The following is a 13,621-nucleotide window of genomic DNA, read 5'->3' as shown; positions in this document are numbered from 1 at the left end:
TTTTTTGGCTGCGCTTTCTTCCAGGTTTGCGCCTCGGCTTGCACCTAATCCTGCTGGAGATAATTGACACACATCTCCACCACCGCATCCAGCGACGCCCAGTCCCCGCGCGTGCGCAATACCCCAAGGACCTCATTGATCTGTACCCGACTGGGGATGATCTCGGTGGCGCTGCGCGTCATCCAGTCCAGCAGCAGCGGATGCAACTCGTCCGCGGGAAGTGAGGCCACTTCCTTGCGGGTCGGCACGCGCGTATTGAGGCGCATGTGCTTCGCGTAATGATGATGCGCCTGTGCTGCCTCCACGTTGGCCAGAGGAACTCCAAAATAATCCCGCGTATCCATTGCAACCTCATCCTGTGAACGATCCCGGAGCGGGTGATCCCGTCTCCACGCACCCAACACCCCCATTATGCGCGCTCATCCACCACGAGATTTGTCGGGAATCAAGGATGCCCCTCAACGCCGGCCGCAAGTCGCGCTCAGGCCTCCAGCGCCACCACGATATCCAGTTCCACGCAGGCATTGCGCGGCAATTGCACCACGCCCACGCTGGTACGCGCATGCGCACCCAGCTCCGGGCCGAAGAGCTCGTAGATCAGCGCCGAAGCGCCATCGGCCACCGCGCTTTGCTGACTGAAATCGTCGGTGCTGTTGACATAGACATTGAGCCTCAGGATGCGCTCGATGCGCTCCAGATCTCCCACGGTATCGCGCAAGGCGGCCAGCGCGCGCAGCAGCGCCGCACGTGCGCCTTCCTGGCCGGAGGCGATCGAGACCTCACGGCCCAGCTTGCCAGCCACCAGCACACGGTCGCCCTCGCGCGGCAACTGGCCGCTGATCCATGCCAGACCCTGGTGCAGGACGCCGCTGGCATAGCGTGCGCCCGGGGCGGACGAGGCGGGCAAGGCAAGAGAAAGCTGGTCAAGACGTTGCTGCAGATTCATGAAGACTCCCGATGAGGTTGATGAGGTTAATGAGCTTGGACAGGAAAAACGGCCATCGATGCCGTGGCGAGCAGGGCTGCAATGACATGGCATCCATGATATTTTTCAGCGTCGGTGTGCCGCAAAGCATCTTTTTTCAGGCTAGCCCCAATCCATTTCATGCCTATGTCCATGGCCGCTCGCAAACTTCCCTCCCTGCATGCCCTGCGCGCCTTCGAGGCTGCCGCACGTCATTGCAGCTTCACGCTGGCGGCGCAGGAGCTGTGCGTGACCCAGGGTGCGGTCAGCCACCAGATCAAGGCACTGGAAGAAGAACTCGGCCGTCCGCTCTTCGAGCGCCTGCCCAACCAGTTGCGCCTCACGGCGGCCGGCACGGATTACCTGCAGGCCATCGGCCTGGCGCTGGACCACATCGAACGGGCCACCGCCGCGCTGGCGTTGCGCGACCTCCCGGCGCGCCTGTCCCTGTCCTGCTCGCCCAATTTCTCATCGAAGTGGCTGGTGCCGCGCCTTGGCGACTTCGCCCGCCAGCATCCGCAACTCGAATTGCGCCTGACGCAGAGCGAGCAACACGTCAACTTCCTGCGTGAAGATATCGATGCCGCCATCCGCTATGGCGTCGGCCCCTGGCCCGGCCTGTCCTGCACGCGTCTGAGCGAGGAATACCTGCTGCCGGTCTGTGCGCAGACCCTGGCCGACAGCACCGACCCGCGCAAGCTGGCCGCGCTCACCCTGCTGCATGTCCATGATCGCCAGGCCTGGTCCGGCTGGTGCTCCCGGCACGGCGTCGCCGGTCCCGATATGGCGACCTCGCCCGGCATCGTCTTCAATCACGAGAGTGCGGCCATCGATGCCGCCATCGCAGGCCAGGGGATGACGCTGGCGCGCTGGTCGCTGGTGTCGCTGGCATTGCGCCAGGGCATGCTGGTTGCGCCCTGGCTGCCGGGCGATCCGCAAGACGCTGCGTATTGGCTGGTCCATCCGGAAGGGCAACCTGGCAGCCTGCCCGCCCCGCTTGCCGCTTTCCGTGCCTGGCTGCTCCAGTGCTTTGCGGCTGACCGCCAGTGGCATGCTGAGGCCTGGCCTGGCCGTGTTGCTTGGTTACACTCCAGATAGTCACAGATAATCACCAAGAATCACGTAATTACAAAAAAAGATGAGTGAAAGAATCAATTTCCCTGCGCAAGACAGCAAAACCAAGCGATAGAATGTTCTGACCAACAGCACCGAATCCATCGGCGCGGCGAGAACAACTTCATCAGGGGAAAATATGGGTGATTCCAGGGCCATGCCACGGCGCAACTTCCTGCAAGCCGGCGCCGCGTTGTTGTACGCAAGCAGTATTCCGGCGGCCTTGCAAGCCGCGCCCGCCAAAACCACCTCTGCGGCATTGCATACGCCGAAGAACCTGCGGGCCTTGCGCACCAGCCTGCATGGCCGGCTGATCCTGCCGGGTGAAATGGGATATGCAATGGCAGCGGCCCCCAACAATGCCCGCTATGCCGACATCCTGCCGCGTGCCGTGGCGATGTGCGCCGATGCCCACGACGTCCAGCTCTGCCTGCGCTGGGCGGCCGATCACCGCGAGAAGTTCGCGGTGCGTTCCGGCGGCCACAACTACGCCGGCTTCTCGACCACACGCGGCCTGCTCATCGACGTCAAGGCCATGAACAAGGTCTGGTTCGATATCGACAAGAACCGCGGCTATATCCTGGCCGGAGCCAGCAACCAGAACATGGCCGATGCCTTCAGTGGCTCGACCTTCGCCATTCCCTCCGGCCGCTGCCCCACGGTGGGTGCCAGCGGCCTGGTGCTGGGCGGCGGCTGGGGCTTTTCCGCCACCCACGCCGGCCTGACCTGCGACAGCCTGGCGCAGACCTACGTGGCCCTGGCCAACGGGGAGCACGTCAGCGCCGATGCCCAGGGCGAGCATCGCGACCTGTTCTGGGCACTGCGTGGCGGTGGCGGCGGCAACTTCGGTATCAATACCGCCTTCAGCTTCGAGCTGCACGAGGTCAAGGATGACGTGACCATCTTCAACATCGTCTGGCCCGGCGAAAAGCAGATCGAACTGCTCACCGCGCTCCAGGAGATCCAGAACAACCACGCCCAGCAGATCTCCACCCGCACCAAGGCCTATCCCGATGCGCCCGGCGCCTTCCCGCGTCGCGAGCAGTTGCTGGTGACGACCCTGGGCCAGTTCTTCGGACCGCGCGAGAAAGCGCTGGAAGCGCTGGCGCCGGCGCTCAAGCTGGTCAAGCCGCTGAAGCAGGATATCCGCCAGATGAGTTACTGGCAGGCGCGCGACTACCTCATCACCGACGATCCCAACGGCATGTACGACCTGCGCTCTTCCTACGTGGCCGAGTCGCTGCCGCCGGAGGCGCTGGAGACCATGCTGCGCTGGATGATGAAATGGCCAGGCGGCTCGCTGCTGCCCGAGAACATGGGCATCCTCTTCGCCATCGGTGGCAAGGTCCGGGAAGTCGCCACCGACGCCACGGCCTACGTGCATCGCAATGCCAACTACATCTTTGAAATGGAAAGCGCCTGGGCGCCCATCGACAAACCCGATGTGGTACGCCGGCAGCAGGCCTGGCTGACAGAATACTTCGCCGCCATGCAGCGCTTCATGCTGCCCCAGTCCTACGTCAACTTCCCCAGCCGGGAGCTGCCGCACTGGGCCAAGGCCTACTATGGCGACAACCTGACACAGCTCATGCGGGTGAAAAGGAAGTACGATCCCCATAACCTGTTCAACTTCGAGCAAAGCATACCGATAGCCTAGCGTGCGTACGAATATGAATTTGCTCTCCAAGAATTCCCTGGCCGTCCATCTGTTGCGCATCATCTTCGGTAGTTATTTCGTGGTCACGCTCATCGTGACCTGCGTACAGCTCACCGCAGATTACCAGCACACCAAGGCCGGCATCGACAGCGAGCTGGTGGCCATGGACAGGACCTTCGGTGCCAGCCTGGCCAGCTCCACCTGGCGCTTCCAGGGTGACGTGCAACGCGCCACCCTGGCGGGTATCAGCAACCTGCCGGTGGTGACGGGCGTGAAGATCGAGGATCCCCAGGGGCGGCTGGTGATGGCGCGCGGCAATGTCTTCGATGGCGAGGGCCGCCAACTCCACGTCGATGCCGATGGCGTGCGCAGCATGGTGGCGGCCGATTTCCTCAATGCCTCCACCAGCCATCGCTTCCCCATCCTGTATCGCGACGAACACAATGTCAGTCATGACATCGGTTCCTGGACGGTGTATTCCAGCCGCCATGTGGTCATCAAGAAGGTGGCCTACGGCTTTACGCTGATCCTCATCAATTCCATCATCAAGACCCTGGTGCTGTGGTTCATCTTCCTCTATGTGTTCCAGCGCTGGCTGGGCAAGCCCATCACCAAGCTCAGCAGCTTCGTGCGGGAACAGGACCTGAACCAGCCCAACGACCAGAACAGCATCGTCTTGCCTGGCCGGAAGCAGCATGAGCTGCATTTCCTGGCCGATGCCATCAATGCCATGCTGGCCAGCTTGCGCAAGCATACGGTGCAGAACCAGCGGCTCTACGACCAGCTGGAACAGGAGAAGCAATCCCTGCGCGCCCTGAACCGCTCGCTGGAGTTGCGCATCGCCGAGCGTACCCGCGACCTGGCGCAAGCCAACGACCAGCTGAAGATGCTCAGCCTCACCGATGGCCTCACCGGCATCGCCAACCGGCGCTGCTTCGACGAGACGCTGGTGCAGGAATGGCGCCGCTGCGCCCGCGCCGGCAGCCCCCTGACGGTGGCCATCATCGATGTGGACTGGTTCAAGCACTACAACGATCATTACGGCCACGTCGCCGGCGACGCCGTGCTGCGCCAGGTTGCCCAGGCGCTGCAGCAGACCGTGGGCCGCCCGGGCGACACGGTGGCGCGCTATGGCGGCGAAGAGTTCGCCCTGATCGCCGCCGATACCGATGCCGACTCCGGCAACGGCATCGCCCACAAGATGTGCGAAGCCATCTATGCCCTGGCCATCCCGCACGGGATGTCCGAATTCGGTCGCATCACCATCAGCGTCGGCGTGGCCAGCTGCGTGCCCCAGCATCAGGAAGGCGAATTCCGCAGCTTGCTGCAGACGGCCGATGCCGCGCTCTATCGCGCCAAGGTATTGGGGCGCAACCAGACCCTGGTGGCCGACCTGCGCGCCTAGTCTGACTGTCTATCGAAGAAAGCCGGCCATGTTGCATCGTGCATTACGTCAGTTCCTGGCCCTGCTTCTGCTGGCGCTGCCCAGCCTGCTGGCCGTGGCCGGCGACCAGATCGTCTGGGGCCGGCACCATGTGCCGCCCTACATGATCCGGGAGGGCGAATGGGCGCACCAGGGCATCTTCGACCTGACCCTGGATGTCATCCGCGAGCACCTGCCCCAGTACGATCATGTCGATCTGTCCGCGCCTTTCCCGCGTGTGATGACCGAGATCAGGAAGGGTAGCCACTGGTGTTATATCGGCGCGCTGAAGACGCCCGAGCGCGACGCCTATGCCTACTTTTCGCTGCCGACCTCGATCTTCCTGCCACTGCGCATCATTGTGCGGCGCGACCGCCAGGCACAGTTCAGGTCACCGCAATCGCTGCAGGCCCTGCTGCAGAACCGCCAGTTCATCACCTCGGTGATGCGTGACCGCTCCTACAGTCCGACCGTGGACCGGCTGCTGGCTGCCTATCCACCCCGCGAGAATTATTCGGAACAGGTCGAGGCCATCAGCATGCTGCTGGCCGGACGTATCGACTACATGATCGAATTGCCCCTGCTGGCGTTCTACCAGGCCAGCGTCATGGGCCATCCTGGCGAACTGGTGGCAATCCCCACGCAGGAGGCCGACGAAGTGGTCTTCAACCGGGTGATGTGCCCGAAGAACGAATGGGGCCGCCAGGTCATCGAGCAGGTCAACAAGGTGCTGGTCACCCAGCGCGACAAGCCCTATTACCGCGCCATCGTGCAACGCTGGCACGATCCCGACTCGGCCGCCGAGATCCGCAAGCTCTACGACAGCGTCTTCCTCAAGATGCCCTGAACGAGGCGCCCGGATCAGTCCTGCTCGCGCAATCCCCCTGCCGCCATCACATCCCAGCAGGCGCCCATGGTGTGGTAGTCCACCTTGCCGGCCGGTGACTTGGTGTCTTCCAGCTTGCTGCCATCGGCGGCGAGAATGCGGAACCACGCGCCGTACTGGTGATCGACCAGGTGCACCCAGCTCCATGCCCAGATGGCACGGTACTGGTCGAGGAACTCCACTTCCCCGGTGACCCGCCACAGGCGCCAGGCACTGGCGAAGGACTCGGCCTGTACCCAGAAATACTTGTCCGTATCGTAGGGCCGCAAGTCGGTGTCGAAGCCGTAGATCAGGCCACCGTACAGGGGATCCCAGCCATGCTGCCAGGCCGCGCGCTGCAACTCGGCCGCACGGGCCACATAGGCCGGTTGCGCCTCGTGCGCGTGGGCGATCAACAGCAGCTTGGCCCATTCGGTCTGGTGGCCAGTCTGGAAGCCCCAGGGCTTGAAGATGTTGTCGCGATTGCCGCGGTTGTAGTCCTCGTCCAGCGACCAGTCCTGGCGATAGTGTTCCCACACCAGTCCCTGCGATTGCCGTGCCAGCTCGAAGACGAAGCGCTCGATGAGCAGTTGTGCACGCGCCAGGTAGCGGTGCTGTCCGGTGGCCTCATAGGCGGCCAGGCAGGCTTCGCACATGTGCATGTTGGCGTTCTGGCCGCGATAGGCGATGCACTCGCCGGTCGGGGTGATCTCGTCGGCGTAGGCGCGCTGCTGCGGCTCGAAGAAGGCCGTTTCCATCCGTTCGAAGGCCTGCGCCACCGCCGCTTCATCGCACAGGCCGATGCGATGTGCATGCGCATAGGCCAGCAGCACGAAGGCCTGTCCGTAGGCCATCACCGTACCATCCTCGATGCGGCCGTTCTCGGTGGTCCAGGCGAACAGGCCGGCCAGCGGCCCCTGGGCATGGCGGAAAGTTTCCATCTGCGTCAGCGCCTGCCGGGCCTGCTGCAGATAGCGCGCCTGGCCGGTGTGGGTATAGGCCATGGCCTGCGTGAACACCAGCCGCGTGGCGCTGACCAGGTGGCGATGGGTAGTGTTGTAGACGCTGCCATCATCCTTCAGGTAGTGATAGAAGCCGCCCTGCGGATCGATGGCATGACGGTCGTAGAAAGCCAGCGTGGCGGCGACATGGTCCTGCAGGAAACGGCGGCTTTCGACATCGGGAACTTGCATCATGTGGGTCCTCATTGCGTTGCGTCCTTCTGACGCCATTTGTCCAGAATCACCGCCAGCACGATCACCGCGCCCTTGGCCACGTATTGCCAGAACGACGACAGTCCGAGGATGGTCAAGCCGTTGTTCATCACACCGATGATGAGCGCGCCCACCACCGTGCCCCAGATCGTACCGACGCCCCCCATCAGGCTGGTGCCGCCCAGCACGACGGCGGCGATCGCATCCAGTTCATAGCCGCTGCCCCAGTTGCCGTTGGCGCCGTACAGGCGGCTGGCCGACATGGCGCCGGCCAGCCCGGAGAACAAGCCGCTGATGGCATAGACGAACAGCAGCACCAGGCCCACGCGGATGCCGGTGAGGCGCGCCGCCTGCAGGTTGCCGCCGATGGCGTAGATGTGCATGCCCAGCACCGTCTTGCGCAGGATGATCCAGGATAGCAGCACCACCGCGACCGCCACCCAGATCAGCCAGGGCACGTGCAGAAAGTCGCCATTGCCTATCCACTCGAAGCTGGGGATCTCGTTGTTGAGCACCGAGGTGCCGTCGGCCAGCAGATAGGCCGCACCCCGGAAGGCCGTCATCGTGCCCAGCGTCACCACGAAGGCATTGATGTTGAGGAAGGCCACCATGGCGCCATTGATCATGCCCATCACCAGCCCGGAGAAGACGAAGACCGGGATCGACCATCCCGGTGCTGCGCCCAGCGAGACCTGCATGCCCAGCACCGCCGACACGGCCAGCACCGAGCCCACCGACAGGTCGATGCCGGCGGTGAGGATGACGAAGGTCATGCCGGCGGCCAGCACCAGGTTGATGGCGACCTGGCGCAGGATATTCATGGTGTTTTCGGCGGAGGCAAAGTTGGAGGTGCCATCGCCACTGAGATAGATCGTCAGCGCATAGAACAGCAGGTACAGCACCACCAGCACCGGCAACATGCCCAGCCGGTGCAGCAGCCATTGTGCGGTGGAGGAAGAGCGCGGCGCAGCCTGTGCGCCAGCATCGGCGTTGTGCATCATGGGGGTCCTGGTATCAGCCATGGGAATCGGTAGGGAGAGTCGTATCGGGGGCGGCGCCGGTATCGGTGGCCAGGCGCATGACGTTTTCCTGGGTGATGTCGGCGCCGTCGAGTTCGCCGGTGATGCTGCCTTCACGCATCACCAGCACGCGGTCGCAGATGCCGATCACCTCCGGCAACTCGCTGGAGATGACGATCACGGCCACGCCCTGCCCGGCCAGCTTGTGGACAAGTTGGTAGATCTCGCTCTTGGCATAGATATCCACACCCCGCGTGGGTTCGTCGAGGATCAGCACGCGCGGGGCGATCTCCAGCCAGCGCGCCAGCAAGACCTTCTGCTGGTTGCCGCCGGAGAGCTTGCCCACCGCCACCTCGCCGTGGGCAACCTTGACATTGAGCCGCTTGATTGCGGCACCGGCCACGCCTTGCAGCGAGCGGCGCCGGATCAGGCCCAGGCGCGCATGGCGCCCCGCCACGTTCATGGTGGCATTGGCCGCCACCGCCATCTGCAGGAACAGGCCCTGGCCCTTACGATCCTCGGGCACATAGGCGATGCCCTGGCGCATGGCCGCGCGCGGCGTGTCGATCTGCACGGCCACGCCATCGAGCAAGATGTCGCCGGCACTCTTGGCATCGGCCCCGAAGAGCAGGCGCGCCAGCTCGGTGCGCCCGGCGCCGACCAGGCCGGCCAGGCCCAGCACCTCACCCGCGCGCGCCTCGAAGGAGGCCGGCCTGACCTTGCCACCGGCCAGGCCTCGTACCTGCAGCACCGTCTTCAATTGCGCCGTCTCCTGCCCCGACAGGCGGCGATGCTGGTAGAACTCGCCCAGCGAACGCCCCACCATCATCTGCACGATGCGCTCGGTATCGATCTGCTCACGCGACAGCTCGCCCACGAAGCTGCCATCGCGCAGCACCGTCACGCGATCGGCCAGGGCGTGTACCTCGGCCATGCGGTGGCTGATGTAGATCACCGCCAGGCCCTCGTCGCGCAGCCGGCGTACCACGCCGAAGAGCTGCTCGGTCTCGCGTTCGGACAGCGCCGCCGTCGGCTCATCCATGATGAGGATGCGGCTGCGATGTACCAGCGTGCGGGCGATCTCCACCTGCTGCTGCTCGGCAATGGACAGCCGCCCGGCACGGTCCACCGCCCGGAAGGCCGCCCCCAGTTGCGCCAGCACCGCATCGGTGCGACTCCGCATGGCGGCATGGTCGATCAGGCCCAGGCGGTTGCGCAGTTCGCTGCCCATGAAGACATTGGCGGCCACGCTGATATTGGGCGCCACCGCCAGTTCCTGGTAGATCAGGTTGATGCCGGCGGCGCGGCTGGCGGCCGGGTCGCGCAGCGCGACCGGCTTGCCGTCCAGCAGGATCTGGCCGTGGTCCGGGGCATGAACGCCGGAGAGCACCTTCATCAGCGTGCTCTTGCCGGCGCCGTTCTCCCCCATGAGCGCGTGGATCTCGCCGGGGCGGATGTTCAGGTGCATGTCCGACAGCGCCCGTGTCGCGCCGAAGGACTTGCTGATGCCGCTCATCTGCAATATCGGAGTGGAGGTCATGGTTACAGGAAGAAGTAGGTCCTGCCGGCGCATCCGTTCAGGGACGACTTGCGCCGGCAGGCAGGGATGAAGCGCCAGCGCCAGCTCAGTTGGCCGGCACCCAGCCCTTGTAGTCGGCCACGTTATCGCGCGTGATCAGCTTGACCGGCAGGAGCTTGACGTTCTTCTCGGGCGCATGGCCGTTCATGAGCTGATAGCCGATGGCCACGCTCTCGGCGGCCATGCCATACGGATCCTGGGCCGGCGAGGCGGCGAAGAGCGACTTGCCATCCTTGAGGGCGCGCTCGGCATCGGGGGCACCATCGACGCCGCTGATCCACTTGATGTCGCTGCGCTTGGCCTGGCGGATCGCCAGTTCGGCACCGATGGCAGTCGGGTCGTTGATGGCGAAGACCGCATCGATCTTGCCGTGCGCGGCCAGCAGGTTGGACATGGTGGTCAGGCCGCCATCGCGGCTGCCGCCGGCATTCTGGTTGTCGGAGAGGATCTTGATGCCGGGCGACCTCTTGAACTCGGCCTTGCAACCGGTGACGCGATCCATCACCGCCGACACCGGCGGGCCATTGACGATGACCACATTGCCCTTGCCCTGCAGCTTGTCGGCCAGGAACCTGCACGACTCGGCGCCGGCCATGGTGTTATCCGACATCACGGTCACGTCGGCGCCCTCGGCGGCCACATCCACCGCCACCACGACGATGCCGGCCTTCTTGGCCTTCTTCACCGCCGGGCCGATGCCCTTGGAATCGGCGGCATTGACCACGATCATGTCGACCTTGTTGGCGATGAAGTTCTCGATCTGGCCGACCTGGGTATTGAGGTCGTACTTGGACGAGACCACAGTCACCTTGGCGTCCGGATTGATCTTGTGCGCGCCGCTTTCGGCACCCTTGGCAATGGCCACGAAGAAGGGATTGGCCAGGTCGCCCAGGGTGACGCCGACCGACTTGAGCGGCTTGTCGGCCGCCTGCACGGACTGGGCGACGGCGCCCAGCAGCAGCATCGAACAGGCCATGGCGAGGGATTTCTTGATCATGCTTGTCTCCGTTTTTTAGGGGGGATGATTGTTGTTGACTGCTTGCTGCGGACACTACGGGTATTGCCACCTTCCCGACCGGGAAGGCCATGCACGCCGGACGTCTCAGTCCCAGCGAAACACCAGGTCGGCACGCGCGCGGGTGGTCTCGATCAGGGCGGCGTTGACTTCGTCGCTGCCCATGACCCAGGCCGTGGCTTGCTCGCGACTGCGGCCGAATTGCATGTGACGGGCGATGAGCCGCTCCACGCGCAGGGCGGCATCGATCTCCACGTACCAGCACTCATCCAGCAACGGACGCACGCGCGCCCAGTGGCCGCGTTCCAGCAGCAGGTAATTGCCTTCGGTGATGATGAGCTGGGTGTCGGGTGGCACGGCGATGGCGCCGGCGACCGCTTCCTCGATCTCGCGCAGGAACTGCGGCGCATAGACCACTTCGCCCGATGCGCGTTGCGCCTGCCCGTGCAGCCGCGCCAGCAGGTGGACATAGCCGGCGCTGTCGAAGGTATCCTCGGCGCCCTTGCGGCTGGCGCGACCCAGGCGGGCCAGCTCGGCATTGGCCAGGTGATAGCCGTCCATGGGCAGCACCACGGCGCGTTCGCCGGCCTGCTCCAGCAAGGCTTGCGCCAGCGTGGACTTGCCACTGCCGGGCGCACCGGCGATACCGAGGATCCTGCGCTGACCACTGGCGAGCAAGGCATCTAGCCTGTCGCGATAGACTGCCGACATCATGGGCGACTAATCCTTTTTGGCCGCTGCCGCATCGGCATCCAGCCCGTAGGGGGTGCATTCTGTTATGAAATGCCTGCACAGCACGCGGCGCCGCGTTGCTGCTTGCAAGCCTGGCCTGCACCATGCGGGCGGCGTTGGCAGCCGACTTGCCGCTGATGCATGTTTTTTGAACAGCCGACAAACTAACTGATTTCATTCCGGCATTTTTTGCCTCAATGAATCTTTCCTCGCAATTTCTAATTATTGCTAGTTCCCAGGCCTCAACGCGATGAAATTTTGTGAGGAATTCGGCGATATCGATCCGCTTCTCGATAAGTCACGTCACTACGTCACAAATAAAAAAGAGGATGGCACCCTCGTGCCATCCTCTTCGCCTTACCTTGCATTGCCGGGACTACCTCAGCCGTGGCCGCATCAGCCCGCCAGCAGGTCAGCAGCCCGGGCCACCACGGTAGCAGACCGATCGGCCAGCTCGGCCAGGGCGATGCGCTGGATGTCAGCGGCCGCGAGGGGCTGGCCACCCAGCGGATCGGGCAGGTCGCGGGTAGCGCAGGCGGCTGCCACCACGGTAGAGGCGTAGCCATGGTCCAGCGCCGAGCGCACGGTGGCGCTGACACACATATGGGTCGCGAAACCGGCCACCACCAGCGACTTGCGTCCGGTCTTCTTCAGTTCGGCATCCAGGGTGGTGCCTGCGAAGGAGTTGGGCAAGCCCTTGACGACCGTCACCTCGCCGACCACAGGTTCAATGCCGGCGATGATGGCCACGTGCGGCCCCTGCGGATCGAACATCGCCCCACCCGGCTTGCCATGATGGACGACGTGGATCACCGGCGCACCGGCGGCACGCGCCTGTGCCAGCAGCGCGCCGATCTCGGTCACGGCGGCATCGATGCCGCTCATGGGTGCACGGCCGGTGGTGTATTCGGTCTGGTGGTCGATGACCACCAGTACCGCCTCTTGCCAGGAGGCGATGCGTGCGACGCCGCCGGCGATCTGGATCAGGGTCTGGGGGATAGCCATGGTCAAGCTCCTTTTCTGGATGAAGACAGGTGATGGGATGAAGCGATGTTAGCCCGTTAAAATACGCACCACCATTCCAATAAATCGCTATCCACCTGTGAATAAATTAACAGCCAAGGCCCGTTCCGCCCGCGCCAGCGAACGGGCCGACTGGGAAAGCCTGCGCAGCTTCGCCGCCTTCATCGATGCCGGCAGCCTCTCGGGCGCGGCGCGCGCGCTGGAGGTCACCCATGCCACCATCGGCCGGCGCCTGCAGCAACTGGAGCAATCGCTGGGCGCGCCGCTGTTTTCGCGCCGCGCCGACGATATCGAACTGACCCGCCTGGGCGAGAGCGTGCTGGCCGCCGCCCGCGCCATGCAGGAGCAGACGCGCCAGCTGGCCCGCGCCCTGGCCGGCGAGGACCTGCGCCTGGAAGGCAAGCTGCGCCTGGCCTGCACCGATGCCATCGGCACCCTGTTCCTGGCGCCGCGCCTGCCGGCCCTGCTGGAACGCTGGCCGGCGCTGGACGTGGAATTCACCATGAGCCACCAGACCGTCAGCCTGGCCCGGCGCGAAGCCGACCTGGCGCTGCGCTTTGCACGGCCGCAGGATGGCGAGCTGATCGCCCGCCCGCTGGGAACGATGCGCTTCTACCTGTGCGGTACGCCCCAGCATGTCGCCGCCTGGCGGCGCGATCGCAGGACGGTGCCTTTCGTTGGCTATGACGACGGCCTGCCCGACATTCCCGAGACGCGCTGGATCGCCGCCCATGCGGCGGGCAATCCGGTGCGCTTTCGCAGCAGCAGCCTGATGGCGCAGTGCATGGCCGCCCGCGCCGGCGTGGGCATGGCGCTGTTGCCGGGCTACCTGGTGGCGCCCGAACTGCAGACCGTGGACGCCACGCCACAGGTCGAACGCGAGATGTGGGCGGTCTTCCACCGCGACCTCAAGGCTGTCCCCCGCCTGCGGGCGGTGCTGGAGTGGTTGCAGGCCTGCTGCCGGGAACTGTGAGGATTGCCGGGCAGACAGCATCCGGGCGGCTGCCAGGGCCGCCT

General features: G+C 64.6%; 15 protein-coding genes. 5 read left to right on the top strand and 10 right to left on the bottom strand.

Annotated elements, in window-relative coordinates; all coding sequences use genetic code 11:
* Nucleotides 1-44 precede the first annotated feature (44 nt).
* The 3 genes from ACIPHN_RS07985 to ACIPHN_RS07975 all read right to left on the bottom strand — a co-directional run bounded on the left by ACIPHN_RS07985 (nucleotide 45) and on the right by ACIPHN_RS07975 (nucleotide 1,107).
* Nucleotides 45-266, bottom strand: a complete 222-nt coding sequence (locus ACIPHN_RS07985; RefSeq protein ID WP_400434990.1) for a hypothetical protein — start codon at nucleotides 264-266, stop codon at nucleotides 45-47.
* A gap of 215 nt (nucleotides 267-481) precedes the next feature.
* Nucleotides 482-946, bottom strand: coding sequence for a RidA family protein (locus ACIPHN_RS07980; protein ID WP_400434988.1), 465 nt, complete (start codon nucleotides 944-946; stop codon nucleotides 482-484).
* A gap of 26 nt (nucleotides 947-972) precedes the next feature.
* Entirely contained in the window at nucleotides 973-1,107 is a 135-nt protein-coding gene (locus ACIPHN_RS07975) for a hypothetical protein (RefSeq protein ID WP_400434986.1), read from the bottom strand.
* 10 nt (nucleotides 1,108-1,117) lie between these two features.
* On the opposite strand from ACIPHN_RS07975, the gene gcvA reads away from it, so the two are divergent.
* On the top strand, nucleotides 1,118-2,062 hold the full coding sequence (gene gcvA / locus ACIPHN_RS07970; RefSeq protein WP_400434984.1) for a transcriptional regulator GcvA: 945 nt from the start codon (nucleotides 1,118-1,120) through the stop codon (nucleotides 2,060-2,062).
* On the opposite strand, the gene ACIPHN_RS07965 is transcribed toward gcvA, so the two are convergent.
* A complete protein-coding gene (locus ACIPHN_RS07965) occupies nucleotides 2,063-2,371 on the bottom strand; it encodes a hypothetical protein (protein WP_400434982.1) in 309 nt (102 codons plus the stop codon).
* A gap of 46 nt (nucleotides 2,372-2,417) precedes the next feature.
* Between ACIPHN_RS07965 and ACIPHN_RS07960 the strand changes: the two genes are divergently transcribed.
* The 3 genes from ACIPHN_RS07960 to ACIPHN_RS07950 are packed head-to-tail and all read left to right on the top strand — an operon-like array spanning nucleotide 2,418 to nucleotide 6,004.
* Complete coding sequence (locus tag ACIPHN_RS07960; RefSeq protein WP_400434980.1) at nucleotides 2,418-3,734, top strand: FAD-binding oxidoreductase; 1,317 nt, start codon at nucleotides 2,418-2,420, stop codon at nucleotides 3,732-3,734.
* 13 nt (nucleotides 3,735-3,747) lie between these two features.
* Nucleotides 3,748-5,139 (top strand): diguanylate cyclase, encoded by a 1,392-nt coding sequence (locus ACIPHN_RS07955; protein ID WP_400434978.1) that lies wholly within the window; start codon nucleotides 3,748-3,750, stop codon nucleotides 5,137-5,139.
* Between the two features lie 28 nt (nucleotides 5,140-5,167).
* Nucleotides 5,168-6,004, top strand: coding sequence for a TIGR02285 family protein (locus ACIPHN_RS07950; RefSeq protein WP_400434976.1), 837 nt, complete (start codon nucleotides 5,168-5,170; stop codon nucleotides 6,002-6,004).
* A 14-nt stretch (nucleotides 6,005-6,018) separates the two neighbouring features.
* Here ACIPHN_RS07950 and ACIPHN_RS07945 read toward each other — a convergent pair whose 3' ends face one another.
* The 6 genes from ACIPHN_RS07945 to ACIPHN_RS07920 form a co-directional block, all read right to left on the bottom strand.
* Entirely contained in the window at nucleotides 6,019-7,215 is a 1,197-nt protein-coding gene (locus ACIPHN_RS07945; protein WP_400435211.1) for an AGE family epimerase/isomerase, read from the bottom strand.
* A gap of 11 nt (nucleotides 7,216-7,226) precedes the next feature.
* The gene (locus ACIPHN_RS07940) at nucleotides 7,227-8,234 is read right to left on the bottom strand and encodes a ribose ABC transporter permease (protein WP_400435209.1); all 1,008 of its coding nucleotides are present in this window, start codon (nucleotides 8,232-8,234) and stop codon (nucleotides 7,227-7,229) included.
* Between the two features lie 16 nt (nucleotides 8,235-8,250).
* The gene (locus ACIPHN_RS07935) at nucleotides 8,251-9,795 is read right to left on the bottom strand and encodes a sugar ABC transporter ATP-binding protein (RefSeq protein ID WP_400434974.1); all 1,545 of its coding nucleotides are present in this window, start codon (nucleotides 9,793-9,795) and stop codon (nucleotides 8,251-8,253) included.
* Between the two features lie 85 nt (nucleotides 9,796-9,880).
* On the bottom strand, nucleotides 9,881-10,831 hold the full coding sequence (locus tag ACIPHN_RS07930) for an ABC transporter substrate-binding protein (RefSeq protein WP_400434972.1): 951 nt from the start codon (nucleotides 10,829-10,831) through the stop codon (nucleotides 9,881-9,883).
* Between the two features lie 105 nt (nucleotides 10,832-10,936).
* Nucleotides 10,937-11,563, bottom strand: a complete 627-nt coding sequence (locus tag ACIPHN_RS07925; RefSeq protein ID WP_400434971.1) for a nucleoside/nucleotide kinase family protein — start codon at nucleotides 11,561-11,563, stop codon at nucleotides 10,937-10,939.
* Between the two features lie 414 nt (nucleotides 11,564-11,977).
* Nucleotides 11,978-12,586 carry a cysteine hydrolase family protein gene (locus ACIPHN_RS07920; protein WP_400434969.1) on the bottom strand — a complete coding sequence of 203 codons (609 nt, stop codon included), beginning with the start codon at nucleotides 12,584-12,586 and terminating at the stop codon, nucleotides 11,978-11,980.
* 97 nt (nucleotides 12,587-12,683) lie between these two features.
* On the opposite strand from ACIPHN_RS07920, the gene ACIPHN_RS07915 reads away from it, so the two are divergent.
* Nucleotides 12,684-13,577, top strand: coding sequence for a LysR family transcriptional regulator (locus tag ACIPHN_RS07915; protein ID WP_400434967.1), 894 nt, complete (start codon nucleotides 12,684-12,686; stop codon nucleotides 13,575-13,577).
* Nucleotides 13,578-13,621: the final 44 nt, after the last annotated feature.

Source organism: Herbaspirillum sp. NPDC087042 (assembly GCF_044745245.1).
Lineage (GTDB): Bacteria > Pseudomonadota > Gammaproteobacteria > Burkholderiales > Burkholderiaceae_D > Herbaspirillum.
Note: the sequence above shows the minus strand (reverse complement) of the source record. Positions and strands in the feature narration are given on the sequence as shown.

Bases quoted from the DNA above. Each gene is read 5' to 3' on its own strand.
- ACIPHN_RS07985 (WP_400434990.1), bottom strand. From the start codon at position 266: ATGCGCCTCAATACGCGCGTGCCGACCCGCAAGGAAGTGGCCTCACTT.
- ACIPHN_RS07925 (WP_400434971.1), bottom strand. From the start codon at position 11,563: ATGATGTCGGCAGTCTATCGCGACAGGCTAGATGCCTTGCTCGCCAGT.
- ACIPHN_RS07920 (WP_400434969.1), bottom strand. From the start codon at position 12,586: ATGGCTATCCCCCAGACCCTGATCCAGATCGCCGGCGGCGTCGCACGC.
- ACIPHN_RS07930 (WP_400434972.1), bottom strand. From the start codon at position 10,831: ATGATCAAGAAATCCCTCGCCATGGCCTGTTCGATGCTGCTGCTGGGC.
- ACIPHN_RS07960 (WP_400434980.1), top strand. From the start codon at position 2,418: ATGGCAGCGGCCCCCAACAATGCCCGCTATGCCGACATCCTGCCGCGT.
- ACIPHN_RS07935 (WP_400434974.1), bottom strand. From the start codon at position 9,795: ATGACCTCCACTCCGATATTGCAGATGAGCGGCATCAGCAAGTCCTTC.
- ACIPHN_RS07980 (WP_400434988.1), bottom strand. From the start codon at position 946: ATGAATCTGCAGCAACGTCTTGACCAGCTTTCTCTTGCCTTGCCCGCC.
- ACIPHN_RS07975 (WP_400434986.1), bottom strand. From the start codon at position 1,107: ATGAAATGGATTGGGGCTAGCCTGAAAAAAGATGCTTTGCGGCACACC.
- gcvA (WP_400434984.1), top strand. From the start codon at position 1,118: ATGGCCGCTCGCAAACTTCCCTCCCTGCATGCCCTGCGCGCCTTCGAG.
- ACIPHN_RS07950 (WP_400434976.1), top strand. From the start codon at position 5,168: ATGTTGCATCGTGCATTACGTCAGTTCCTGGCCCTGCTTCTGCTGGCG.
- ACIPHN_RS07940 (WP_400435209.1), bottom strand. From the start codon at position 8,234: ATGCACAACGCCGATGCTGGCGCACAGGCTGCGCCGCGCTCTTCCTCC.
- ACIPHN_RS07955 (WP_400434978.1), top strand. From the start codon at position 3,748: ATGAATTTGCTCTCCAAGAATTCCCTGGCCGTCCATCTGTTGCGCATC.
- ACIPHN_RS07945 (WP_400435211.1), bottom strand. From the start codon at position 7,215: ATGCAAGTTCCCGATGTCGAAAGCCGCCGTTTCCTGCAGGACCATGTC.